The 24,974-nt window shown below is 51.3% G+C and carries 17 protein-coding genes; 15 read left to right on the top strand and 2 right to left on the bottom strand.

Features of this window, described 5'->3' with window-relative positions:
• Positions 1-238 precede the first annotated feature (238 nt).
• The 14 genes from AB4Z33_RS07105 (at position 239) to AB4Z33_RS07040 (ending at position 22,393) form a co-directional block, all read left to right on the top strand.
• Positions 239-1,597, top strand: a complete 1,359-nt coding sequence (locus AB4Z33_RS07105) for an ABC transporter substrate-binding protein (protein ID WP_442049258.1) — start codon at positions 239-241, stop codon at positions 1,595-1,597.
• A 141-nt stretch (positions 1,598-1,738) separates the two neighbouring features.
• Positions 1,739-4,615, top strand: a complete 2,877-nt coding sequence (locus tag AB4Z33_RS07100; protein ID WP_442049329.1) for an extracellular solute-binding protein — start codon at positions 1,739-1,741, stop codon at positions 4,613-4,615.
• Between the two features lie 14 nt (positions 4,616-4,629).
• The gene (locus AB4Z33_RS07095; RefSeq protein WP_442049257.1) at positions 4,630-5,535 is read left to right on the top strand and encodes a carbohydrate ABC transporter permease; all 906 of its coding nucleotides are present in this window, start codon (positions 4,630-4,632) and stop codon (positions 5,533-5,535) included.
• Between the two features lie 4 nt (positions 5,536-5,539).
• Positions 5,540-6,406: a carbohydrate ABC transporter permease gene (locus AB4Z33_RS07090; protein ID WP_337099383.1), complete on the top strand. Its 867-nt coding sequence runs from the start codon at positions 5,540-5,542 to the stop codon at positions 6,404-6,406.
• A 13-nt stretch (positions 6,407-6,419) separates the two neighbouring features.
• Complete coding sequence (locus AB4Z33_RS07085; protein ID WP_442049256.1) at positions 6,420-7,907, top strand: gluconolactonase; 1,488 nt, start codon at positions 6,420-6,422, stop codon at positions 7,905-7,907.
• Complete coding sequence (locus tag AB4Z33_RS07080; RefSeq protein ID WP_442049255.1) at positions 7,904-8,524, top strand: Yip1 family protein; 621 nt, start codon at positions 7,904-7,906, stop codon at positions 8,522-8,524. The genes AB4Z33_RS07085 and AB4Z33_RS07080 overlap by 4 nt, the downstream gene beginning before the upstream one ends.
• Before the next feature lie 15 nt (positions 8,525-8,539).
• Positions 8,540-11,119 carry a DUF5696 domain-containing protein gene (locus tag AB4Z33_RS07075; RefSeq protein ID WP_442049254.1) on the top strand — a complete coding sequence of 860 codons (2,580 nt, stop codon included), beginning with the start codon at positions 8,540-8,542 and terminating at the stop codon, positions 11,117-11,119.
• Positions 11,116-12,015 carry a carbohydrate ABC transporter permease gene (locus AB4Z33_RS07070; RefSeq protein ID WP_442049253.1) on the top strand — a complete coding sequence of 300 codons (900 nt, stop codon included), beginning with the start codon at positions 11,116-11,118 and terminating at the stop codon, positions 12,013-12,015. The genes AB4Z33_RS07075 and AB4Z33_RS07070 overlap by 4 nt, the downstream gene beginning before the upstream one ends.
• Before the next feature lie 29 nt (positions 12,016-12,044).
• The gene (locus AB4Z33_RS07065; protein WP_442049252.1) at positions 12,045-13,052 is read left to right on the top strand and encodes a carbohydrate ABC transporter permease; all 1,008 of its coding nucleotides are present in this window, start codon (positions 12,045-12,047) and stop codon (positions 13,050-13,052) included.
• 34 nt (positions 13,053-13,086) lie between these two features.
• Positions 13,087-14,118 (top strand): glycosyl hydrolase, encoded by a 1,032-nt coding sequence (locus tag AB4Z33_RS07060; RefSeq protein WP_442049251.1) that lies wholly within the window; start codon positions 13,087-13,089, stop codon positions 14,116-14,118.
• 96 nt (positions 14,119-14,214) lie between these two features.
• The gene (locus AB4Z33_RS07055) at positions 14,215-16,788 is read left to right on the top strand and encodes a beta-mannosidase (protein WP_442049250.1); all 2,574 of its coding nucleotides are present in this window, start codon (positions 14,215-14,217) and stop codon (positions 16,786-16,788) included.
• 172 nt (positions 16,789-16,960) lie between these two features.
• Entirely contained in the window at positions 16,961-19,249 is a 2,289-nt protein-coding gene (locus tag AB4Z33_RS07050) for a DUF5060 domain-containing protein (RefSeq protein ID WP_442049249.1), read from the top strand.
• A gap of 43 nt (positions 19,250-19,292) precedes the next feature.
• Entirely contained in the window at positions 19,293-21,251 is a 1,959-nt protein-coding gene (locus AB4Z33_RS07045; RefSeq protein WP_442049248.1) for a cellulase family glycosylhydrolase, read from the top strand.
• Positions 21,252-21,268: 17 nt separating this feature from the next.
• Complete coding sequence (locus tag AB4Z33_RS07040) at positions 21,269-22,393, top strand: SGNH/GDSL hydrolase family protein (protein ID WP_442049247.1); 1,125 nt, start codon at positions 21,269-21,271, stop codon at positions 22,391-22,393.
• A 64-nt stretch (positions 22,394-22,457) separates the two neighbouring features.
• Here the strand turns inward: AB4Z33_RS07040 and fabV are convergent, their stop codons facing one another.
• Together fabV and AB4Z33_RS07030 are read right to left on the bottom strand one after the other, a co-directional pair.
• Positions 22,458-23,648: an enoyl-ACP reductase FabV gene (fabV, locus tag AB4Z33_RS07035; protein ID WP_442049246.1), complete on the bottom strand. Its 1,191-nt coding sequence runs from the start codon at positions 23,646-23,648 to the stop codon at positions 22,458-22,460.
• Positions 23,649-23,908: 260 nt separating this feature from the next.
• Positions 23,909-24,112 (bottom strand): alpha/beta-type small acid-soluble spore protein, encoded by a 204-nt coding sequence (locus tag AB4Z33_RS07030; RefSeq protein ID WP_337104319.1) that lies wholly within the window; start codon positions 24,110-24,112, stop codon positions 23,909-23,911.
• Between the two features lie 130 nt (positions 24,113-24,242).
• On the opposite strand from AB4Z33_RS07030, the gene AB4Z33_RS07025 reads away from it, so the two are divergent.
• Positions 24,243-24,923, top strand: coding sequence for an ATP-dependent DNA ligase (locus tag AB4Z33_RS07025; protein ID WP_442049245.1), 681 nt, complete (start codon positions 24,243-24,245; stop codon positions 24,921-24,923).
• Positions 24,924-24,974: the final 51 nt, after the last annotated feature.

Genomic DNA, 24,974 nt, shown 5'->3' with positions numbered 1-24,974 from the left:
AGAACCAATAGAATAACATAAAAAACAATTGACCGATTTGGAAAACGATGCTAGAGTTTGTTATGTGATATAAAACGTTTTACATAACAAAAGAAAGGTTGATGCCCTAACAACAAATAACCATATTCGCGTTTTTATTTTTTAGATCAGCCTTGCAAGCGCTTTATTTCTAGGGATTTCGCTTGTTCGAATGCTGGTGAGTACCAACTGATGAACAATAAAATTGGGAGGTTCTGCTATGAGAAAGATGAAAGGGTTTACAATTTTGGTGTTGGGTCTAATGCTTCTATTAACGGCTTGCGGCGGAGGAAATAACGGCAATAACGAGGCGACAACGCCTCCGGCAAACGATGCGACGAACGCTCCGGCGGTGGAAGCTACGGAAGCTCCGACAGCTGAACCGATTGATATGGGCGGACGCGTCATTAAGGCAGCGGCTTGGTGGGACTTGAAGCCAGCGGGCAACACGGCTTCGGAGAAAGCTCGTCTCGACAAAATCGCGGAAGTCGAGAAAAAATACAATGTCAAATTCGAATTCGTAAACGTACCTTTTGAAGAATATATGCCTAAATTCACAGCATCCGTGCTGGGCGGCGAACCGTTCGCCGACATCGTCCAAATGGAGTACAAATCTGCACTGCCTGCCATTCTGAAAGGTCAGTTGCTTAAAGTAAGCGAGTTCACGACGGCAGCTAACAATATTAACAATGAAGCGAACCTGCTCTGGAAAACAGCGCCGATCGCTGGCGAAGAGTACGGCTTCGACAATCCGAACACGGGCGGCGTAGGCTTGCACTACAACCGCGACCTGTTCCAAAAGCTTGGCCTTCCTGATCCGAAAGAGCTGTATGAAAGTGGTCAATGGAACTGGGATAAATTCCTGGAAGTTGCGAAGCAAGCGACAAAAGACAATGACAATGACGGTAAAATCGACACTTACGGGTTCTCCGGTTGGGCGCTGGACGTGTTCCGCAACTTCACTTACGCGAACGGCGGATTCGTCGTTGACGAAAGCGCTAAGACGCAAGGGTTCACGGATCCAAAAACGATCGAAGCGGCTGAGTTCGTTAACCGCATGTATAACGTAGACAAAGTTGTTCGAATCAAGGGCAGCAACAAAACGGCATGGGATGAATACAACACGTTCAAAGACGGCGACGTTGCTATGTTCATCACGGCTGCTTGGAACCTTGGCGGCTTGACGTTTGACCTTGGCGTTGTTCCAATGCCAACAGGACCGCAAGGCGATCCATCCATTACCTTTGCCGACAATGCTGCATCAGGCAAATTTATTCCAAAAGGCGTCAAAGATGCGCAATTGGTATACCAAGCTTGGGAAGAWACGTTCGACATCCCGCAAACGGAAGATTTCCCAAGCCAAGAATGGCTTGAAGGCATCTATACGCATGAGGATGACATCTTGATCACGCGCGATCATATTAACGGAACTGGCAGAGTACTGCTTGACGATTCGTTCCCTGAATTCCCTACTGGCTTGTTCGTAGAGGACATTATCGTGGGCAATCAATCGGTTACGGCGACTGCCGAGAAGGTTAAGCCTCTCGCGGAAGCCTCCATCGGGAAGCTCGGTCAATAATAGAAGCAATTAATAGGGCATAACGGTTGGGGGATGTCGGGTGCGACCTCCCCCAACTTCATGAATAAAGCCTAAGGAGGACCTCTGGTGATAAGCAATATGCGGCTTACTCATTTAGCTGGAAAGATAGTGCTCGCTGTAATGGCATTAATCATCGTGCTGCCGATCGGAACAACCTTGCACGCGGATGCAAGCCCAGACGCCGCATCATCAGATGAACAGCAAGGCAGCAGCGCAGCCAAACAGTCGGCTTACAACGAACAAAGATATGCGCAATATTTGTCCGAATTCGAAGGAGAGGCTAGGCCTGAGCAAGAGATTGTGTTGGAAGCGGCTGATCATAGCCGCATCGAAGGGGAAGGCTTCCAGAAGCTGGAGCAATATGAGGGGATGGATGGAACCTCGCTGCTGACCGGTGAATCAGGCAGCGTAGAGTGGACGTTCCAAGTTGCCGAAGCAGGGCTGTACAACCTGTCGCTGCTCTATTATCCGGTAGAAGGGAAGAGCTCGGCGATTGAAAGATCGCTAACGATCGACGGCGAGCGCCCATTCCGCGAAGCGGCATTCCTGCAGTTCGACCGCATCTGGAGCAATCAGAAGGAAGAAGTAGTAAGGGATAATCAAGGCAATGAGCTGCGTCCGAAGCAGATCGAGAAGCCAAGATGGAGCGAGAAGCTGTTCCAAGATTCCGACGGCTATGAGAACGAGCCCTTTTTATTTTACTTATCGCAAGGAACGCATACGATTGCCCTGGAATCGACTCGCGAGCCGATGGTCATAAAGCAGTTGAAAATTTTGCAGCAGCGGACGCCTTTATCTTATGAAGATAGGGTTAAGCAGTATGACACAGAAGGTGTTAAACCGACTACTGGCAAGCTGATAACAATTGAAGGGGAAGCGTCGACTGCCAAATCTTCGCCTACCTTGTATCCTTTGAGCGAACGTTCAAGTGCTGCGGTGTATCCATACAGTGCTTCAAAAATAAAAATCAACACAATCGGCGGCTTCAACTGGCGTCTACCCGGTCAATGGATGGAATGGGAAGTCGAGGTGCCGGAGACGGGCCTGTATAAGATTGCCTTTAAGTCGCAGCAAAACTTCGTCAGAGGTATTTACTCCACACGCAGGTTGACCATTGACGGCGAGGTGCCTTTCAAAGAGATGGAGAAAGTAGCCTTCCGTTATAAAGGCGGCTATCGAATGGATGTTATGGGCGGCGACGAGCCTTACCTGTACAGCCTGGAGAAGGGCAAGCATACGATTCGGATGGAAGTCAGCTTGGGCGAATTCGCCCCGCTTATCCGCGAGGTGGAAGAAAGTCTTTATAGCCTGAACGACATGTATCGCAAAATATTGATGATCACGGGCACGAAGCCGGATGAATTCCGCGACTATCAGCTCGATAAGAAAATTCCTGATCTGTTAGAAGTGTTCAGTGCTGAAAGCGACCGACTGAAGCGTATATCGAAGCAATTAGTAACGCTGTCCGGTCAATCGAGCGATCAGGAGGCGTTGCTTAAAACGATGGCGCTGCAGCTCGACGAGATGATCGACAAGCCTGAGAGCGTATCGAAGCGACTGTCCGCTTATAAGACGAATACAGGCGGTCTCGGCACTTGGGTGCAGCAGGCTAGACAACAGCCGCTCGAATTCGATGCGATCTATATTGCTTCGCCGGACAAAAAGTTTCCGAAGAAGGGCATGAGCTTCTTCTCGAAGATGAAGCATGAAGCATCGACCTTCATGTATTCCTTCTTCACCGATTACAATCAGATCGGCAACGTAACGGACAAGGCGGATCAACGTTCCGTAACGGTATGGATCGGAAGCGGCCGCGACCAAGCGAATACGATCAAAGCGATGATCGACGAGACGTTCACTTCGGCAACCGGCATTAACGTGAATCTGAAGCTCGTCAATATGGGTACGCTGCTCCCGGCGACATTGGCCGGTCAAGGTCCTGACGTAGCGATGCAGATCGAGAACGATATTCCGGTCAACTACGCGATGAGGAATGCGTCGGTCGACCTGTCGCAATTCGCCGACTTTAATGAAGTGAAGGAACGGTTCCGCTCAAGCGCACTCGTACCGTACAGCTACCAAAGCGGTGTGTATGCGCTGCCGGAGACACAGACGTTCAACATGCTCTTCTACCGCAAGGACGTGCTTGAGGAGCTGGAGCTTGAAGTTCCGGAGACATGGGATGACGTATCCAATCTTCTAGCTGTACTTAGCAAAAACCATATGCAATTCGGCTTGCCGGTCGTTGCCCAAGCAGCCGTTCAAGGACAGAACATCCCGCCGAACTCGATGTACGCGACACTGCTCTATCAGAATGGCGGCCAGTTCTATCGCAACGATGGCAAAGAGTCGGATCTGGATTCGCGAGTCGGCATCGAGACATTCAAGCAATGGACCGAGTTCTATACCGACTATAAGCTGGAACGAGAATACGACTTTGCCAACCGGTTCCGTACCGGTCAGATGCCGATCGGCATTGCCGACTATACGACGTATAACCAGCTCTCCGTATTTGCTCCGGAAATCCGCGGCATGTGGGGCTTCGCTCCTGTTCCGGGAACGGTTAAAGAGGACGGCACGCTCGATCGTACCGTGCCAAGCGGAGGCAGCGGCGTCGTAATGATGAATGCGGCGKAAGACAAGGAAGCGGCGTGGGAATTCATGAAATGGTGGACGGACGAAGCGACACAGACGACTTTCGGCCGCGAGATGGAAGGTCTTATGGGCGCTGCGGCGCGCTATCCGACTGCTAATATTAAGGCGCTCGACAGCCTGCCATGGCCGGTTGCCGACTATGAGAACTTGAAAGAGCAGTTCGATGCCGTGAAAGGCGTGCCGGAGGTGCCTGGCGGTTACTTCACAGGCCGTCATTTGTTCAACGCATTCTACAAGTCGGTCGTTGGCGCCGTTGAAGCGCGCGAGTCGATTATGGATTACGTCCAATACATGCAAGATGAGATTCGAACGAAACGAAAAGAGTTCGGATTACCGCAATAATGGGGGGGTTAAGCGTGCAAAACTGGTTGAGCCTGAAGTTGCGGGAAGCGAAAGCGGCTAAGCATTCGTACATTTTGCTGGCTCCGTACATGCTGTTGTTCACCGTATTTACGGTATTGCCGGTGTTAATATCGATTGTACTGAGCTTTACGTACTTTAATATGTTGGAATTTCCGAAATTTATCGGCTGGCAGAACTATACGCGGCTGTTTCTAGAAGATGACGTCTTCTTGATCGCGATCAAAAATACGATTCTGTTCGCCGTTATTACCGGACCGATCAGTTATATCGCCTGCTTCGTGTTTGCCTGGATTATCAATGAGCTGTCGCCGAAGCTGAGAGCCGTAATGACGCTCGTATTCTACGCGCCGTCGATCTCCGGCAACGTGTTCTTCATTTGGCTGATGATCTTCTCCGGCGACCGTTACGGAATCGCGAACGGCTTGCTTATCAAGCTCGGCATTATACTCGAGCCGCTGCAATGGCTGAAGACCGAAGCTTACGTATTGCCGATCATTATTCTTGTACAGCTGTGGCTCAGTCTAGGTACAGGCTTCCTGGCCTTCATCGCCGGCTTGCAGACGGTTGACGGCACGCTGTATGAGGCCGGTGCGGTTGACGGAATTAAGAACCGTTGGCAGGAGCTATGGTATATAACGCTGCCTTCGATGCGTCCTCAGCTCATGTTCGGCGCGGTTATTCAGTTGACCTCGGCGTTCGCCGTTGCCGACGTATCCATCGCGCTCGCGGGATTCCCGAGCGTCAACTATGCGGCAGAGACGATCGTTACGCATCTGATCGATTACGGGACGACAAGGTTCGAGATGGGCTACGCTTCTTCCATCGCGACGGTGCTGTTCATGATTATGGTCGGAACGAACATCCTTGTACAAAAACTTCTTCGTAAGGTAGGTGAATGAGCTGATGACGTTCTCGTTTCGACTTCGCAAGAAGCGGGTCAACCGCTCGTTCTGGGGCAGCTTCTCGCTATTTGCATTGTTGACCTTATTCGGCGCATTCATGATTTTGCCGCTTATCTATGCGATCAACAACGCATTCAAGCCGCTGGATGAAATCTTTATGTTCCCGCCGACGTTGTTCGTCCGCAATCCGACGATGAACAACTTCGTGGACTTAATCAACCTGCTCGGCAATTCCTGGGTACCTTTCTCCAGATATATTTTTAACACCGTATTTATTACGGGCATGGGCATTATCGGCCATGTGCTGCTGGCGTCGGCAGCGGCTTACCCGCTTGCCAAGCATCGGTTCCCGGGCAAAGGCTTCATGTTCACGATTGTCGTCCTGTCGCTGATGTTCACGCCGGCCGTAACGGCCATTCCGACTTATATGATTATGTCGTGGATCGGTCTTATCGATACGTACTGGGCGGTAATTATACCGGCGTTCGCGTATTCGCTTGGCTTATATCTAATGAAGCAATTCATGGAGCAAATTCCGGATGTGCTGCTGGAAGCGGCCAAGATCGACGGCGCGAGCGAATATCGCATCTTCTGGACCATCGTTATGCCGAACGTGAAGCCCGCTTGGTTAACGCTCATTATTTTGCTGTTCCAGATTTTGTGGGGCAGCGACGGCAACGGCTTCATCTACAGCGAGCAGCTCAAATCGCTGCACTTCGCGGCGAATCAGATCGTGCAGGGCGGTATCGCCCGTGCCGGCGCGGCGGCGGCAGTGGCGCTCATTCTGATGAGCGTGCCGATTACGCTGTTCGTATTCTCGCAGAGCCGCATTATCGAGACTATGGCTACTTCAGGAATGAAGGATTAAGGAGGGACAGCACTTGACAGCGAAAAAATGGTTTCTCGTAGTCGCGGCGGCTTCCCTACTGTTCATTAATGCAGCGCCGGCGCCGGCGTACGCTTCATCTACGCCTTATGAGAGCTACAACTACAATTACTGGGAAGAATCCGTTCCCGCACCTGCGTCTTACGTGCCGGGTCGCGTCGTCTCCGGCAAGGATCTCGGCGTAGGCGACTTCATCGAGCCGGCCGATATGGTCGTAGACGATAAAGGTCTCATCTATGTGGTCGACAGCGGCAACAACCGAATTGTACGCATCGACGAGGAGTGGCGCGTGCAAGACATCATAACGAGCTTCGTGAAAGACGGCAAGGAGGACGGCTTCAAGAATCCGTCCGGCATGTACGTCGACGGTGACGGCATGATGTACATTGCCGATACGGACAATGGGCGGGTCGTCGTCCTAGATACGGACGGCAGCTTTATTCGCTTACTCGAGCAGCCGAAGTCCGATATATTGGCGAGCGACTTCAAGTTCGCGCCGATCAAGGTAACGGTTGACAAAGCGAAGCGTATATTCGTCATCGCTCAAGGGATGTTCGAGGGGATTATGCAATTCGATCCGGACGGCGAGTTCATCGGCTTCGTAGGCACGAATAAAGTGCAGCGCGATTACACGGAGTTTTTCTGGAGACTGTTCTCCACGAAAGCTCAGAAGGCGCAGATGATGTTATTCATCCCGACCGAATTTTCCAATATTGACATCGATGCCAAAGGGTTCGTATATGCCACTAATATCGACCCTGGATCCCAGGAGCCTGTAAAGCGGCTTAATCCTTCGGGCGAGGACGTGCTGAAACGTTACGGCTACTTCGATGTAAAGGGCGACATTCGGTACCGTCTGTCGGTTGGACCTTCGAAGCTGATCGACGTGAAGGTGCAAGAGGGCGGCATGTACAGCGTACTCGACTCCAATCAGGGTCGAATATTCACGTACAACGACGAAGGCGATCTGCTCTATGTCTACGGCGGCAAGAGCAACCAGGCAGGCACGTTCAAGACGCCGGTAGCGATCGAGAGCATCGGCGACGATCGGCTTGTACTCGACAGGGGCAAAAGCAATATCATCGTCTTTAAACCGACGAAGTTCGGATTGAAGATTAATGAGGCGGTCGCGCTTCACCATAACGGCGATGACAAGCTGGCTGTACCGGTGTGGGAAGAGGTGCTGCGTCTGAATTCCAACTACGATATTGCTTATATCGGCATCGGCAAGTCGCTGCTCATGGAGAAGCGGAACAAAGAAGCAATCAAATATTTCAAGCTCGGCATGGATCGTGATAGTTATTCGGTCGCCTACAAGCGTTATCGCCGAGAATATATGAAGGAACATTTCGGAACGTTATTGTCGGTCATCGTCGCGCTTGCGGCAGTATGGCTAGCGTTCAAGCTTTACCGCGTCATCAGCCGCTATCGCAAGGTTAAGCTGAAGTTGAATCAATCGACAGGGGAGGGCAAAGCGCTATGAAGCAAGATTTCATTAAATTTCCGCTGCATTTGATCGTACATCCGTTCGACGGTTTCTGGGATATGAAATATGACGGCAAAGGCAAGGTGCGCGTCGCTTTGTTCATTCTGGCTTTGGTCGTCCTGTCGGTTATTCTGCAAAATCAGTTCGCGGGATTCCTCGTCAACTATAACGATCCGCGGTATCTGAACAGCTTGACGCAGCTTATAACAATCGTATTCCCGTTTTTCTTATGGTGCGTATCGAACTGGGCGATTACGACGCTTATGGACGGCGAAGGAAAGTTCAAGGAAATTGTTATGGCCACGGGTTATGCGCTTCTGCCGCTCGTGCTCATCTATGTACCGTTTACGGTTGCCAGCCGCTTCATGGTGCAGGAAGAAACGGCATTCTACTATTTGTTTAATTCAATCTCGACGATATGGTTCATCGGCTTGCTGTTCGTCGGCACGATGACCGTACACCAATATTCAGCGATGAAGACGATTGTAACGATGATCCTTACGGTGATCGTTATGGGCATTATCGTGTTTCTTGGCACGCTTGTCATGAGTATGATGCAGCAAATCTATGAATTCATCGTCAACATTTATCGGGAACTTATTTTCCGTACGTAAAGGAGGCCGCATCAAGTGAAAAACAGAAAGATTCTCGTTGCGGCGCTTTCTTGTGTCGCAGCAATTATCGTCATTGCCGCCGTGCTTATACTCGTTATTGACCGCGGCGTGAAGGCTGTGGACACAGCCTCTTACACGGAGACGACTGCGGAGCTTGCGGCCGGAAGCGAATTGAAGGCTCTGCCGGATTCGTCGCAAGGCGTACCGGGGATGAAGCTCGTAGCGGATAATGAAGAGGTGTCGCTGTATTTCAATCCGGAGACGACGGAAGTCGCCGTTAAGGATAAACGCGAGAACCGGATATGGTACAGCAATCCGGAGAAGCGCGCTGAAGATACGATCGCATCGCCATACGAGAAGGAAGTTATGTCGTCGCAGGTGTCCGTCAGCTATCGCGATTCGGTAGGGACGCTGAATACGTTCACGAACTTCGCGAAGAGCATCAGCTCGAAGCAGTTTACAGTGGAAAGCATCGCCAGCGGCGTGCGCATTACTTATACGCTTGGTGATATGTCGCTTGGCGTCGATGCACTGCCGAAGTATATTAGCAAGGCGCGAATGGAAGAAAAGCTGATCTCGAAGCTCGATGCATCGCAAGCGAGATACGTCTCGACGCGATATTATCCGAAGGAAGGCAGCGACGATATATTGGAACGTCTCGACGAGCAAGTATCGAAGCAGCTCGTCCTTAACAAGATGATCGCGGCTTTCCAGGCGGCGGGTTATACCGAAGAGGATCTTGCCTTCGACAACGCGGAGAACGGCGTCTCGGGCGGCGGCGCAAGCGACAAGCCGACCTTCACGATCCCGCTGGAATATCGTCTGGACGGCGGCGAGCTGCTCGTATCCGTACCTGTCAGCCAGATCAAGGAAAGCGGTCCCTTTAAGATCGGCACGATCGAACTGCTTAACTTCTTCKGAGCGGCAGACATGGGCACGGACGGCTACATCTTCGTGCCTGACGGTTCAGGCAGTCTTATTAATCTGAACAACGGCAAAGTGAAGGAAGAGCAGTACGTACAGAAGGTGTACGGCTTCGACCCGAATGACAACAGCTGGCGGCGCGGACAAGTGACGGAGAGCGCTAGATTGCCGGTATTCGGTATGAAGGCGGGCGAAGCGGCTTGGTTCGCGGTTATTGAGAAAGGCGACGCGATCGCAAGCATCGCGGCCGATATTAGCGGTCGCAAAAATTCATACAACTACGCTTATACGACATTTGCTCTTCGCGGAGAAGATGAGCTGGAGCTGTATACGGGAGCTAACATTCAAGAAATTCAATTGCTCGGCGAGCAAATCTATACCGGCGATATTCAGATTCGATACAGCTTTCTCCCAAGCGAGCAAGCAAGCTATTCCGGTATGGCCGAGCTATATAGAGAGAAGCTTGTGAAGGAACAATCGCTTCAGCCGCTTAGCGGCGACAAGCAATTGCCGTTCTATCTGACGATCACGGGTTCCGTTGACAAAAGAAAATCGATGCTTGGCGTGCCTTATGACGCCGTCATCTCGATGACTAGCTTCAAGGAGGCATCGCAGATTGCATCGGAGCTGAAGCAGGACGGCGTTGACCGGCTGATGATGCGTTATGCCGGTTGGTTCGGCAAAGGCGTCAACCATAAGACGCCGGTTAAGCTTAAGACGGACGGCGTGCTTGGCAGCAAGAAAGAGCTGAGCGCTCTGGCGAAGCAGCTCGAGGAAGCGGGAGGCATGCTTTTCCCGGATGTGGCATTCCAACAAATGTACCATGACGACAGCGCCTTCTCTCCTTCATCCGATGCGTCGAGGTTCGTCACTCGCGAGGAAGCGGAGCTGTATCCTTACAACCGGGCTTTAAACCGAATGGATATGACACTAGGCACTTATTATTTGTTGTCGCCGGCAAAGCTGCCGTATTATGTCGATAAGTTCATCAATCAATACGATAAGCTTGGCATGGAGGGTCTATCCTTGCGTGATCTTGGCGGGATGCTGACGTCTGATTATCGGGTTAGCCGGGTCGTACAGCGCGAGACAGCGAAGGAAATCGTCAAGGAGCAGCTCGGCAAGCTGGACGAGAGCATCGGCGAGACGATGCTCGCCGGCGGCAATTCGTACGCACTCCCGTATGCTGATCATTTGATTGATGTACCAACTGCTTCCAGCGGCTTCCTAATTACGGATGCAGAGGTGCCGTTCTACGAAATGGTCGTGCACGGATTCATCGATTATGCAGGCAAAGCGATCAATCTTAGCGATGAGCAAGATACGAAGCAGCAATTGCTGAAGGCGATCGAGCTAGGCGCGGCTCCTTACTTCTCATGGACGTATGAACCGTCCTCGAAGCTGAAGTTCACGCATTTTGACACAAGCTTCTCTACTTATTACAAGGATTGGTATGATGAAGCGTTAGCTATGTACAAAGAAACGAATGCCGCGCTTGCGCCTCTCCGAAACGAGAAGATGGTGGAGCATATCCGCCATCAAGAAGGTGTTGTCGAAGTGAAGTACAGCAATGGCAGCTCGATCATCGTCAATTATACGGATCAAGCGGTGAACGTTGGCGGCGTTACGGTTGAACCACAACATTATTCGATAGGCGGTGAACAGCCATGAATGGAACGAAGCTTACATTAGCCCACAAACGCTCATTGCTCGGAATCGCCTTCATCTTGCCTTGGTTGATCGGTTTCATTCTGCTGTTCGCGGCGCCGCTCTTCCAATCGCTGCAATTCAGCTTCAGCAAGCTGACTGTCGGAATTAACGGCTTCGAGCTGGAGGGAGCCGGCTGGAGCAACTTCAATAACGCTTTGTTCGTCGATGCGACGTTCAACCGGATATTGACCCAGTCGGTATCGGAGATGCTGCTTAACGTGCCTATGATCTTGTTTTTCAGCTTATTCTCCGCAACGCTGCTGAACCAGAAGTTCCGGGGAAGAACGCTCGCGCGGGCGATCTTMTTCCTTCCGGTCATTCTGGCATCGAACGCGATTGCTTCGGCCGAGTCGGCAGGTCTTATCAACCTTGTCGGCGATGCCAGCGTCGTGAATGAAATGGGCGGCTCGACATCGCAATACAACATCATGTCGATGGTTATGATCTTAAGCGATATCGGCCTTCCGATCTCATTCGTCGACTATATCGTCAGCGCCATTATGCGCATTTACGAGATTATTACGAGCTCCGGCGTTCAAATTCTGATTTTCCTGGCGGCACTGCAATCCGTGCCCGGCTCGATGTATGAAGTAGCTAAGATGGAAGGCGCAACGGCTTACGAATCGTTCTGGAAAATTACGTTTCCGATGGTTAGCCCGCTCATCTTGACGAACATCATCTATACGGTTATCGATTCGTTCGCGGGAAGCGCGGTAACCGACATCATCTTCACGACCGCATTCAAAACGCAAAATTTCGGGCTTAGCTCAGCCATGTCATGGATTTATACGCTTATCGTCAGCTTGATACTCGTCATTATCGGATGGGTGCTGGCTAAGAGAATCCATTACAACTAAGCGCCAGCCATAGCGAAGGAGGAAACAAGATGGAAGCTCAAGCTTCTGAGGCGGTCCGCAGTGAAGCGAACAAATACAAGCTCCAAAAGGCGAGAAACAAAACGGTTGATATTCTTTTCTCGATCTTCCGTTATCTGCTCGTCATCGGCATMTCGTTCATTATCATTTATCCGTTGCTGATGAAGTTCTCGACCGCATTCAAGGACAAAGTCGATATTTACAATCCGACGATCTATATGGTCCCTGTCCACTTTACGCTCGACAACCTGAAGCTGGCGATGGAAATATTGGATTACTTCCCGCTGCTTAGCAACACGATGCTGTTCGTCGTCATTACGACGCTGCTGACAGCCGCGTCTTGCGCGCTCGCCGGCTACGGATTCGCCCGGTTCAACTTCCCGGGCAGCAATATTTTGTTCGCGCTCGTTATTTTAACGATTCTTGTGCCGACCAGCACGCTGCTCGTCCCGATGTACCTGCACTTTAGAAGCTTCGATGTGCTTGGACTGGTCTCCTTATTCACCGGCAAGGAAGGCGTTAATCTGTTGAACACGTATTGGCCGTCGATAATTACGTCGGCTACGGCAATGGGGCTGAAGGCCGGGTTGTTCATCTACATTTTCCGCCAGTTTTTCAAAGGGATGCCGAAGGAAATCGAAGAGGCGGCGCTTATCGACGGCGCTGGCGGCGTTAAGACGTTTTTGCGCATTATGCTGCCTAACGCTATACCGCCAATCATTACCGTCATCTTGTTCTGCTTCGTATGGCAATACAACGATACGATCTATACGTCGCTGTTCATGAGCGAGACTTCGCTTATGCCGATCAAGATCGCTTCGCTGCCGGCTCAGGCGAACGCGCTTATTCCAGTATTGACGGGTGTAGGAAGCGGAACGAATGTGAAGGCCGACCCGAACCATGTCGCGCTCATTATCGATACGGGAATTTTGCTTGCTATTATTCCGCTCATTATCTTGTACTTGATCGTACAGCGCTATTTCGTAGAGAGCGTTGAGCGTTCCGGTATTATCGGTTGATAAATGAAAAAGTCATGAATAGGAGAAGCCGCTAATGATAAACACGAACGATCAAGCCACATTTCAAGTAGAGCCGACGCTAATTAATCCGAATGCGGAAGATAATGCGAAGCGGCTCATGACCTACTTATGCGACATGTATGGAAAGCGGATTTTGACGGGACAGCAGATTGGCGTCGTTACTTCTCCTGAGGTAGAAATCATTTACGAAACGACTGGCAAATATCCAGCGGTATACGGTTTCGACTTTATGAACTACTCGCCTTCGCGAACGGAGCGAGGTTCCACATGCAGCGATACCGACATCGCGATCGACTGGTGGAATAAGGGCGGAATCGTCACTTTTTGCTGGCATTGGAACGCGCCGAAGGACCTTATCGACGAGTTGCCGGATCGCAACTGGGACAGAGGCTTCTATACGAACGCCACAACGTTCGACATCGAGAAAGCGATGGCCGACGAGGCGTCCGACGAATATTTGCTGCTTATTAGGGATATCGACGCGATTACGATTCAGTTGAAGCGGCTGCAGGAGGCAGGCGTTCCCGTACTTTGGAGACCGCTGCATGAAGCGTCTGGCGGTTGGTTCTGGTGGGGGGCGAAGGGCGCCGAGCCTTGCCTGAAGCTGTGGAAGCTGATGTACGAGCGGATGACGAACGTACACAAGCTGAATCATCTCATCTGGGTATGGAACGGGCAGCATGCCGATTGGTATCCGGGTGACGAGTACGTCGATATTATCGGTGAAGATATTTATCCGCCTGCGCAGACGTATGAGTCGCAGTCCGAGCGGTTCCAACAAGCTCGGTCCTACACGAAAGCGAGCAAAATTATCGCTTTGTCCGAGAACGGCCCGATTCCGGATCCGGATCTGATGCTTCGCGATCAAGCACCGTGGGCATGGAATTGTACGTGGTATGGCAACTTTGTCTTTACGGAGAAGGATGGCGTTAGGGAGTATTCAGGCGACTATACGGAGCTTCAGCAGTTGCTCAAGTTCTATCATCATCCATTCTCGGTAACAAGAGACGAGATTCCCGATCTGAAGAGCTATCCATTGCGCTAACTTGTTAGGTAAAGTAGGATAAAAAGAGAGATATAATTATAACTAAAAGTGTGGTAGGACGACAGAAGTTACAGTGGATACACACAACAGGAGGATATGATGAGAGAAACATTTACGCTAACAAACAATTGGAATTTTAAGTCCGTCGAGGAGGAGAAGTGGCTCCCGGCCGTCGTACCAGGCTGCGTTCATACCGATTTACTGAAAAATGGTGTCATCAAAGATCCGTTCTATGCGACGAATGAGCATGATTTGCAATGGATCGACAAAATAGACTGGGAATACGAATCTACCTTCGACGTGCCTCTCAGCTTACTGGCTTTATCGTCTATCGAGCTCGTATTCGACGGACTTGATACGTATGCCGAGGTTTATGTGAATGGTACACATGTGTTGTCTGCAAACAATATGTTCCGTTCTTGGCGCGCGGATGTGAAGGAATATGTGAAAGAGCAAGGCAACAGCCTTCATATTGTGTTCCGCTCGCCGATACGCGAGGATCTGCCTAAGATCGAGGCGCTCGGCTATAATTTGCCGGCTTCGAACGACCAGTCCGAGCTTGGCGGGTTAGGCGACGATAAAGTTAGTATCTTTGCGCGCAAAGCGCCTTATCATTATGGCTGGGACTGGGGCCCGCGCTTCGTTACGAGCGGGATATGGAGAGAGGCTCGGCTGGAAGGCTGGTCCGAAAGCGTCATCTCTGATCTGTATGTAGAGCAGAACGAGGTGTCCGCTTCCGAAGCCAAGCTTACCGTTCATGTCGAGCTGGAATCCGAACAGGATTGGAGCGGGACGCTTCACCTTTCCGCAGATGGCTTGACTTGGGAAAGCGAAGTAAGCGTGAAGGCGGGTAAACAAACGCTCGCCGTTCCGGTTGTCATCGAGGATCCGAAGTTATGGTGGAGCAGAGGTCTGGGCGAAGCTCATCTGTACTGCTTCTCGGCTAAGCTGCTTGCGGGCGATAAGGTCGTTGCCGATAAATCGGTTCGTACCGGCTTGCGCAAGGTAAAGCTTGTAAGGGAAAAGGATGCCGTCGGCGCAAGTTTCTACTTCGAGCTGAACGGCGTGCCCGTATTCGCGAAAGGCGCGAACCATATTCCGAATGACAGCTTCATTACGGAAGTGACGGCTGAGCGATACAGACATGAGATCGCATCGGCTGCGGAGTCGAACATGAACATGCTGCRTATTTGKGGCGGCGGCATTTATGAGCAGTCGGTCTTCTATGAGCTGTGCGACGAATACGGCATTCTCGTTTGGCAGGACTTCATGTTCGCATGCAGCATGTATCCGGGCGATGAGGCGTTCCTTGCCAATGTGAGAGCGGAAGCGGAACAGAACGTGAAGCGTCTGCGCAATCATCCGTCCGTCGCATTATGGTGCGGCAACAATGAGATTGATTCCGCTTGGGCGCAATACGACGAGACCGGCGGCTGGGGCTGGAAGAAGAATTATACGGCCGAACAGCGCGAGAAGATCTGGGCGGACTATGAAGCGATCTTCCATAGCATCTTGCCTGAAGTAGTGGAGAGCTATGCTCCAGGCATCGATTATTGGCCGTCCTCGCCGATCGTATCGGTATCCGGCGACATTAACCAGCATGCGCATCCGCTCACGACGGAAGGGGACGTCCATTATTGGGGCGTATGGCATGCGGTTGAGCCTTTCGAGAACTACAATGTGAAGATTGGCCGCTTCATGAGCGAATACGGCTTCCAGTCGTTCCCTGAGTACGATACGGTCATGACATTCGCGACCGAGCAGGATCTGGCGCTGGACTCGAAGGTGATGCGCGCCCATCAGAAAAATGGCGACGGCAATCGTCTCATCAAGCAGTATATGGACATCTATATGAACGAGCCGAAAGATTTCCCGTCGTTCCTGTATATGAGCCAGGTGCTGCAAGCGGAAGCGATGAAGATGGCTATCGAAGCGCATCGCCGCCGGATGCCATATTGCATGGGCACGCTATATTGGCAGATGAATGATTGCTGGCCGGTCGCTTCATGGGCGGGCATTGATTATTACGGCAAGTGGAAAGCGATGCAATATTACGCGAAACATAGCTTCGAAGATACGATTCTTTCATTCGACCGTTCGGAAGACGGACATGTGCGCGTTCATTTGGTTACGGATAAGCTTGAAGCGGTCGAAGGAAATCTTACGCTGAAACTGTACGATTTCTCAGGTAGGCTGGTAAGAGAAGCGACTGCCCCAGTAGCTATGCAAGGCAATAGCGCTGCGGTCATCTATTCGCTGAACGAAAGCGAATGGCTTGGCGGACGCGAAGCGGGTTCCATTGTGCTGCATGCGGAGTTCGCTGCTGCCGGGGGTAGTGAAGCTTCTGCGATCAGCAAGCTATTCTACTTCGCTAGCGCGAAGGAGCTTCGGCTAGAGGCGGCGACGATTACAGTGAAGGAAGTATCGGGCAGCGATGGAACGGCGTATGAGCTTTCGACGGATAAGCTGGCGAAGCAAGTATGGCTGAAGACGGAGCGCGCGGGCCGCTTCACCGATAACTTCTTCGATCTGATCCCAGGCGTAACGAAGGTCGTTCTATTCGTGAATCGCGAGGAAGGCGAAGCAGTAAGCAAACCAACCGCTACTAACGCAATTACAGTAAGCTCGATGATTGATTACTTGGCTGAAAGTCAGGTTAAAGTCGTATAAAAAGATTTGAACAAAGGCTGGGGACGGGCAAGAAGGTTCTCCAGCCTTTTGTTCGAAATTCAGCAATGAATATAGTGAGTTTGATTCGTCTGTAGATGCTGTTTGACTGTACGAATTCCACTCAAATCTAGACAGGAATTGAAATAGAGAGCGTTCTTAGTAGGGGGCCGATATGTTAAAAAGAAAACAGTGGTTCATGGCGGGTGCGTCACTTTTCGTCATCATTTTGGCGGTAGTCGTTGTATGGCAGATTAACGATAATGGCAATTCTGATGCTGTTCAAGCGCCAATCCTTGTTTTGCAAGACCCGGACGGTGATGCAGGGCCTGTGATTACTTCTATTGAAGCAAAAGCAGGGGCTGAAGCTGTAGAAGAGGGAGAAAGTCCGAAGCCGGTCACGCTGTTAACCTATGACAAGCTTGAACTTGCGCTTGACATGAAAGCCGAATACGTTAATCCGTACGATCCGGAGGAGATTGACGTTCGGGCCGTTTTCCTTGCGCCTAGCGGCAAGGAGTGGCGGATCAACGGCTTTTATAACGGAGCAGCATGGCGGCTGCGGTTCGCGCCTAATGAGAGTGGAAAGTGGCGGTATAAGGTGGCCGTGACGGATAAGTCGGGAACCTCGGTTAGCGAGGAAGCGGAGTTCGTTGCGGAGCAAGGCGCGAATAAAGGCTGGATACGCGTGTCCGATACGAATAAACGTTTCTTCGAATACGACGATGGTTCTTCCTTCTATGGGGTTGGTGTCGCATATCCGTGGGGAATAACAGAGAGCAACTTGACGAAGATCGCAGACAACGGCGGCAATCTGGTTACGTATTGGAATGGCAACTACGACAACGCGGGCATGGGCGGCGGCAAGGAGCAGCTGGAATCATCTGCTTCCGGAATCGGCAGCTACGATATGCTGAAGGGCTTCCGCATAGATGAGCTGGTCGATTGGTTCGGTGCGCGCGATCTTCATATGAATTTTGTTATTTGGCCGCATGATTCCTTGGCTGATGAAATCGAGAACTGGCCGGCGACCTGGAAGCGCAGCGCTTATTCGTCGCTCGGATCGGCGGAAAATTTCTATAGCAGCGAAGAAATGTGGAAATACCAGGAGAAGCTGTACCGCTATATAATCGCTCGGTGGGGTTATAGCTCCTCTATCGGCATATGGAACTTGATTACCGAGATTAACGGAACGGACGGTTGGGCGTTCGGCCGCCAAGACGAGGCGAACGCTTGGGTAACGAAGGTGCATAACTATTTCAAGGGGAACGATCCTTACGGACATCCAACGATGGGCTCAATGGCCGGCGGAGGAGAGGACTTCTGGGATCATGGCTACAAGACGCTCGATATTGCGGATCGCGAGAACTATTACGATCTAAACTTTGGCGCGTACGCGGAAGATATCGGGTTGAGATGGAAGCAATACGAGAAGCCGGTTATGACCGGAGAGACCGGCAATGTAACGGACGCCGTTGTCCATCATAACTCGATGTGGTCTTCGCTAGCGAACGGCGCAGCATCCGGTCCTATCTGGTGGGCGCTTGAGAGCTATAACGATGAGATGTATAAGCAAATGAACGTCTTCGCTTCATTCGTTCGGACGATCGACTTCAACGAGCAGCGGCAGCCGGTTACGATGGATACACCTAAGGTGAATCAGCAATTAGCGCATGAGGTGATGCTTGAGGATGGATCCGATGCGGCGAATTGGTTGATGCCAGACTGGCCGGAAGCGAATAAGGATGCGACAGGTTCGCTGTTTAAGCCGGAAGCGACAGGCGGTGCGATACAGACGTCGATGCGGTTCGCAACGGGAAGTTTTGCGCAAGGCTTCCTTCAGCAAGTTGGCGGTAAGTCAGACTGGCAAGGCTATGACGAGCTGCTCATAGACGTATATGCCGACTATGAAGGTGCAGAGCCGCTTAAAGCTAGACCGGTGCTGATGCCTAACGGTAATTGGACAGAGGGTGACGATGCCAGCGACATCGTGTTGCAAAGCGGGGAATGGACGACACTGCGTGTTCCGCTAACGGATGTACCAGCCGGCTATTGGCGGGAAGGCAAGCTGATTACGGGCGAGCAGCTTAACCAAATTAGCGGCTGGGGCGTTAAAGTCTATGCGTCTAGCACGGATAAAGCAGCGGGAGCGGCCGTAGTGAAACTGCGCAATCCGCGACTTAGCGCTGCCGAACCGCCATCCATAGAGATACATGATAGCGAGGGCTGGACGATGGTTGGAGCAAAAACGTCCTATGGTTGGCTTGTCAGCGAGAATGGCACAATCGGAGGAAAGACGGCAACGATTAACGGATTCGGGGAAGGCGAGGCTAAGGTGACGTGGTTTGATGCGTGGACGGGAGAAGAGGCCGGAACGTCCGTTGTCCTACCGGAGAATGGCGCGCTTAAGCTGACGGCTCCTGCAAGCGAAAGATCGGATATGGCATTTCTCATTACACGTTAAGGCAAGCTGCTCTTATTCGTATTCAGGAAAGGGGACAGGTGGGATGAGGAAACTCAACTTGTCTACGATTGCGATTGCTATTGTATGCGTTGCCATTGTGTTGGCAGGGATAGGCATGTCGGCACAGCCGCTTTACGCGGATAAGAAGAAGGAGGGAAATGAAATGAATATGCAGGCTTACGTAGATGCGATGCAGCCAGGTTGGAATTTGGGCAATACATTCGATGCTACCGGTTCGGAGACGTCATGGGGCAATCCGGCTACATCGAAGGAATTAATTGAGAGTCTGGCCGGTCAAGGCTATCGAAGCATTCGTATTCCGATTACGTGGAAGCACAGAATGGGCGACGCGCCCGATTACCGTATTGATGATGCATTCATGGATCGCATTCAGGAGGTTGTGGATTGGTCGCTTGATGCGGGAATGTACGTCATGATTAACCTCCATCACGATTCGCATTGGATATTCGATATGGAATCGAATCATGACGACGTATTAGGCAGATATAAGTCGGCATGGGTACAAATTGCGGACCGCTTCAAGGATTATCCGATGGAGCTGATGTTCGAGGGCATTAATGAGCCCCGTTTCTCGGAAGATTGGGGCAGAGATACGGAGACTTACTTTGTTATGCTGGATGAATTGAACACTTCTTTCCATTCGATTGTTCGCGGATCGGGCGGATCGAATAAGCTGAGACCAATCGTGCTTTCAACGCTGACGGCATCGTCCTCGCAGAAACGATTGAATGAGTTGGATAAAACAATCGCCAAGCTGGATGACAAACGGATTATTGCCACGGTTCATTATTACGGCTTCTATCCGTTCAGCGTTAATCTAGGCGGAGTTACGACGTTTAACGAAGAGGCGCGCAATGATCTTGTACAAACGTTCGATCGCGTTCATGAAACGTTCGTAGCCAAGGGCATTCCGGTCATTATCGGGGAATTCGGTCTGCTTGGCTTCGATAAATCGGTTGACACGATCGAGCAAGGCGAGAAGCTCAAATATTTCGAGTATTTGGGTTATTACGCGAAGCAGAAGCAGCTCACTACGATGCTGTGGGACAACGGGCAGCACTTTGACAGACGAGCTCTCGAATGGAAGGATCCTGAGCTGTTCGCCGTTATGAAAGCTTCTGCTGGTGGGCGATCATCGACTGCGTCTACCGATCAGCTATTCGTGAAGAAGGATGCAGAAGCAGCGGATCAGAACGTTACGCTTCAATTAAACGGCAATACGTTAAGCGAGCTTCGGCAAGGAGACAAAGTGCTTGCCCGGGGAGTCGATTACGAGCTGACCGGTGATACGCTCACGATCAGTGCTAATTTGATTAAGTCGTTGCTAATGGATGATTACGGCATACAGGCAGTTCTAACTGCCGTATTCTCCGCAGGCGCGGACTGGCATATTCATATTATTCATTACAATACCCCGATACTTAAAAATACGGAAGGAACTAGCGGCGGATTGTCTATTCCGACGGCTTTCAAGGGCGATCGGCTTGCGACGATGGAGGCGGTGTACGCAGACGGACGAAACACGGACCCTAATGATTGGACGCCATTTAAAGAAATGGCGCACTCCTATAAGCCGGCGTATGACCTCAGCGCGATTATATTGACGAAAGAATTTCTAGAACAGCTTAATGATGGCGACATTAAGCTGCGGATGCATTTCTGGAGCGGTGAAGTCATCGACTATAAGCTTGCGAAGTCGGGGACTGCGATCGTAGGCGTTTCGTCTAATGATCCGGAGGCAACGGCAGAGCAGGTTCAACCGGAGGCAGACGGCGATGAGCCATCGCAGCCGGGCGGCTCAACTGTTGCGATAGAAGGCGAGCCATCACAGGAGGTTGCCGCTGCTGCGGAGGACGACGGAGAATCTGATTCTGCAAATGGAAGGATGGCTGCAGGCGCAATTGGTCTCGTAGCGGTAATAGCAGCGGGAGTACTAGCGGGCATTCTGATGCATAATCGCAATCGGAGAAAACATAAATAAGCGGAGGCGAACAAACAATGACGCTACAGGTGTGGAAGCATCGAGGCTCTTTGAAGCATACGAAGGCAAAAATTATAGAGGGAAAATTGACCGTCGGCTTTATAGGCGGTTCKATTACGGATGCCAGACCAAGGCATAACTGGCCAGAGCCGGTTATTGGCTGGCTGGCGGAGCAGTTCCCGAATACCCGTATTGCTGTGGAAAACGCGGCGATCGGGGCGACAGGCAGCGATTTGGCAGCGTTCCGCGCGAAGCGGGACTTGATCGATCGCGGCTGTGATCTCGTATTCGTCGAATATGCGGTTAACGACGAAGGTACAGCGTCTKAGCAGCGGGGGCGTTCTCGCGAAGGGTTAATCCGTCAACTGCTTGCAGACGGAGTGCGGGATATCGTTCTTGTATATACGTATTCCTCCGGCATGTATGAAGCGATGTCAAGTGGCGAAGTACCGGACACGATCGGTGAATTCGAACGTATTGCCGACCATTACAGCATCAGCTCCGTATGGATGGGCTTGCATGCATTCGAGGAAGTGAAGCGGGGACTCATGCGCTTCGAGGAATGGCTGCCTGACGGCTTGCATCCAACGAGCAGAGGAAGTCTAAGCTACGGGGCGAGCGTCATCCACTATTTGCGCCAGCGGCTTGATAAGGCGGCTTCATTCGACTCAGACAGCTGCGTAGATAAAGCTTCTGAGCATGCAGCTCCCACGGAGCTGCCGGCGCCGCTCGATGCGAAATGCTGGGACGATGTGTATGAGCTGCCCTTGGAGAGCATTCATACGACTGGACCATGGACGATTCGCAGATGGCCTTATTATGAATGGATTGATCGTGTATTGGAGACGGCAGCGATAGACGCCCGGCTTTCTTTCGAATTCGAAGGGAGGGGGCTGGCGCTTGGCTTCGACTTTGGCAAGAATTCCGCGGAATTCCGTTATCGCATTGATGGGGGAGAGTGGCAGACGGAGAAGCGCGATCGGCCTGACTGGGTAGGTGCAGACGGCTGGTATCGCTTGAGCTATTATGGAGACGACTGGCTGCCCGGCAAGCATCGTTTCGAGGCTGAGGTCATTCATGGCAATCGGCCGGACTGCACAGGAACGAACTTTAGGCTGGCTAAAGTAGGGATCATTCGCTAATGTCGCAATACTAAAGAAGCGATGGAGCTCTGATGAGCTCCATCGCTTCTTCGTTTATAGCAGCCTAACGAAGGTTCGGAATATCTACTTCCGGATTCGTATCCGCTTCGTAATCGATGCCGTCGGTTTCAAAGCCGAACAACTGGAAGAACTCGCGGCGGTAGCCGGCCAGATCAGAAAGATCGTATACGTTCTCCGTCGTCAATTGCTCCCATACGGTTGCAACGGCAGCTTGAATTTCCGGTTTCATCTCGAGATCGTCGACTCGGATGAGCCCTTTCTCGTCAACGGCCGTCTCGCCCGGTCCGTACAGACGCTCGGAGAACAGACGGTACATTTGCTCGATGCAGCCTTCATGCGTGCCGTTTTCCTTCATTATTTTGTAAAGGGCGGAGATGTATAGAGGAACAACGGGAATGGCAGAGCTGGATTGCGTTACAAGCGCTTTGTTGACCGAGACGTACGCACGGCCGCCGCTTGTGCTCAGCTGCTCATGAAGACGCTTAGCTGTTGCTTCTAGGTCGTTCTTCGCCGCGCCGATCGTTCCATCGCGGTAGACAGCATGTGTAATAGCTGGTCCGATATAAGAGTATGCGACCGTTGTAGCGTCTTCAGCTAGAACGCCGGCAGCTTGAAGCTGGTCGATCCACATTTGCCAATCTTCGCCGCCCATTACGGCGATCGTCTGACGAAGCTCGTCCTCTGTAGCCGGCTCGATCGTCGCTTCCGTCACTTCGCCGTTGTGGAAGTTGACCGTTTTGTTCGTGTACGTGCCGCCCAACGGCTTAATGACCGAGGAGAACGTCTCGCCCGTTACCGGGTGTGTGCGTCGCGGCGATGCTACGCTGTAGACGACAAGATCGATCTGGCCAAGCTCCGTACGGATCAGGTCGATGGTTTTGGCTTTAATCTCGTCTGAGAAAGCGTCACCAACAATGCTGTACGACTTTACTCCTGCTTCTGCTGCGGCTTGCTCGAATGCGGCAGAATTGTACCAGCCAGCGGAAGCGGTGCGTGCGCCTTCTGCTGCTTTGTCAAAATAAATGCCAATCGTGTTCGCGCCTGCGCCGAACGAGGATACGATTCGCGATGCAAGGCCGTAGCCTGTGGAAGCGCCTACGACTAACACATTGCGCGGTCCCTCGATTGCCGGTTTGGACTTTACGTAATCGACTTGACGCTGCACTTGGCTAGCGCAGCCCTCTGGATGTGCAGTGGTGCAAATAAAGCCGCGGGATTTTGGCTGAATAATCATAGTAGGGTATTCCTTTCTCCAAATAAAAATGGCATAGCGTATGTAACAGGACAACTCTATTCTATTTTACCGATAATTCATGTTAAAGGGAAGTTTGGCTTTCGCTAAAAATAAAAAAGAGAGCGCTATTGGCGCTCTCGGTGTTGCACGAAATATAAGAAAGTATAAAATGTCACTCTTATACTAGGCTTATATTTCATCCGCGAAACGGTAGCTTACGCCGCCAAAGGACGGCGATAGCCGTTTACGCTTGGCTCGCATTAGAAGCGTCCAGCGAGCTGCTGTTCGGCGATTTGAACGAGACGGCGTGTTATGTATCCGCCAATGGAGCCCATGTCGCGCGTGGTCATGTTGCCATAATAACCGTCGGCTGGAAGTTGAATGCCCAGCTCTTGCGCGATTTCGTACTTCATTTGCTCAAGCGCTGCCCGAGCTCCCGGTACGACAAGTGTTTGGTTTGCCATTTATTATCAGCCTCCTTCTAGTCAGTATTATGTGAAGGCTTTCAAAGGATTATTCGCTAATTTCACCTTTATTTACCGACTAATTTTTGAATGCTTCCATGCTAATATAGATGTACGGGAGGGGACGGCTATGTTTTTGAAACCGATGCAGATGACGGAGCGCAAGCTGCCGTTTGACGATGATCGTTACTTGTTCGAGCCGTTGATTGACGGACACCGCCTGCAGCTTTCTTTTATTAGAAACACGGCAAAGCTATATACAAGGCATCATAATGATGTGTCTAAGCAATATCCTGAGCTGCTTAATGTGCCAGCTGTACAACCGGCCGACTTCGTGCTGGATGGAGAAGTGGCCTATATTAATCCGACGACAGGTGAAGCTGAATTCAAGACGCTGATCGACGAGCGATTCAAGCTGAGTAAAGAGCCGGCCATTCGCGATGCAAAACGATTATTGCCCGTTCATTTCTATGTATTCGATGTGCTTTATTACAACGGTGTCGATATGCGGAATAAGCCGCTTGCTGAACGAAAGCAGCTGCTGGGGCAAATTGTTGAAAATAACGCCTATTACGAACAGCTGCCTTACGTCGATGGCGCAGGCAAAGCGCTGTACGAATTCGTGAAGCAATCAGGACTGGAAGGGATCGCTTGCAAACGGAAGGATAGCTTGTACGCGGCAGAAGACAGTGGAAGCTGGATCAAAGTAAGAAATCCGTATTACAAAGATTTACATATGTCAGATGCGCCTAAGGATCGAAGCAGCAATGCGTTCGCAGATGGCATATGTCGACAGTTGAGTTGCGTTTAGTGTTCTCCATATCGGCCTGTACTATTCGAATATCATTACATGATCTAAGGC

Source organism: Paenibacillus sp. 2TAB19 (assembly GCF_052115185.1).
Taxonomy (GTDB): Bacteria; Bacillota; Bacilli; order Paenibacillales; family Paenibacillaceae; genus Pristimantibacillus.
The sequence above is the reverse complement of the archived record's forward strand: the minus strand, read 5'-3'. Positions and strand labels throughout refer to the sequence as shown.

Excerpts from the sequence above, each read along its gene's own strand:
- AB4Z33_RS07060 (WP_442049251.1), top strand. The coding sequence starts at position 13,087 with ATGATAAACACGAACGATCAAGCCACATTTCAAGTAGAGCCGACGCTA.
- AB4Z33_RS07030 (WP_337104319.1), bottom strand. The coding sequence starts at position 24,112 with ATGGCAAACCAAACACTTGTCGTACCGGGAGCTCGGGCAGCGCTTGAG.
- AB4Z33_RS07050 (WP_442049249.1), top strand. The coding sequence starts at position 16,961 with ATGTTAAAAAGAAAACAGTGGTTCATGGCGGGTGCGTCACTTTTCGTC.
- fabV (WP_442049246.1), bottom strand. The coding sequence starts at position 23,648 with ATGATTATTCAGCCAAAATCCCGCGGCTTTATTTGCACCACTGCACAT.
- AB4Z33_RS07025 (WP_442049245.1), top strand. The coding sequence starts at position 24,243 with ATGTTTTTGAAACCGATGCAGATGACGGAGCGCAAGCTGCCGTTTGAC.
- AB4Z33_RS07080 (WP_442049255.1), top strand. The coding sequence starts at position 7,904 with ATGAAGCAAGATTTCATTAAATTTCCGCTGCATTTGATCGTACATCCG.
- AB4Z33_RS07090 (WP_337099383.1), top strand. The coding sequence starts at position 5,540 with ATGACGTTCTCGTTTCGACTTCGCAAGAAGCGGGTCAACCGCTCGTTC.
- AB4Z33_RS07045 (WP_442049248.1), top strand. The coding sequence starts at position 19,293 with ATGAGGAAACTCAACTTGTCTACGATTGCGATTGCTATTGTATGCGTT.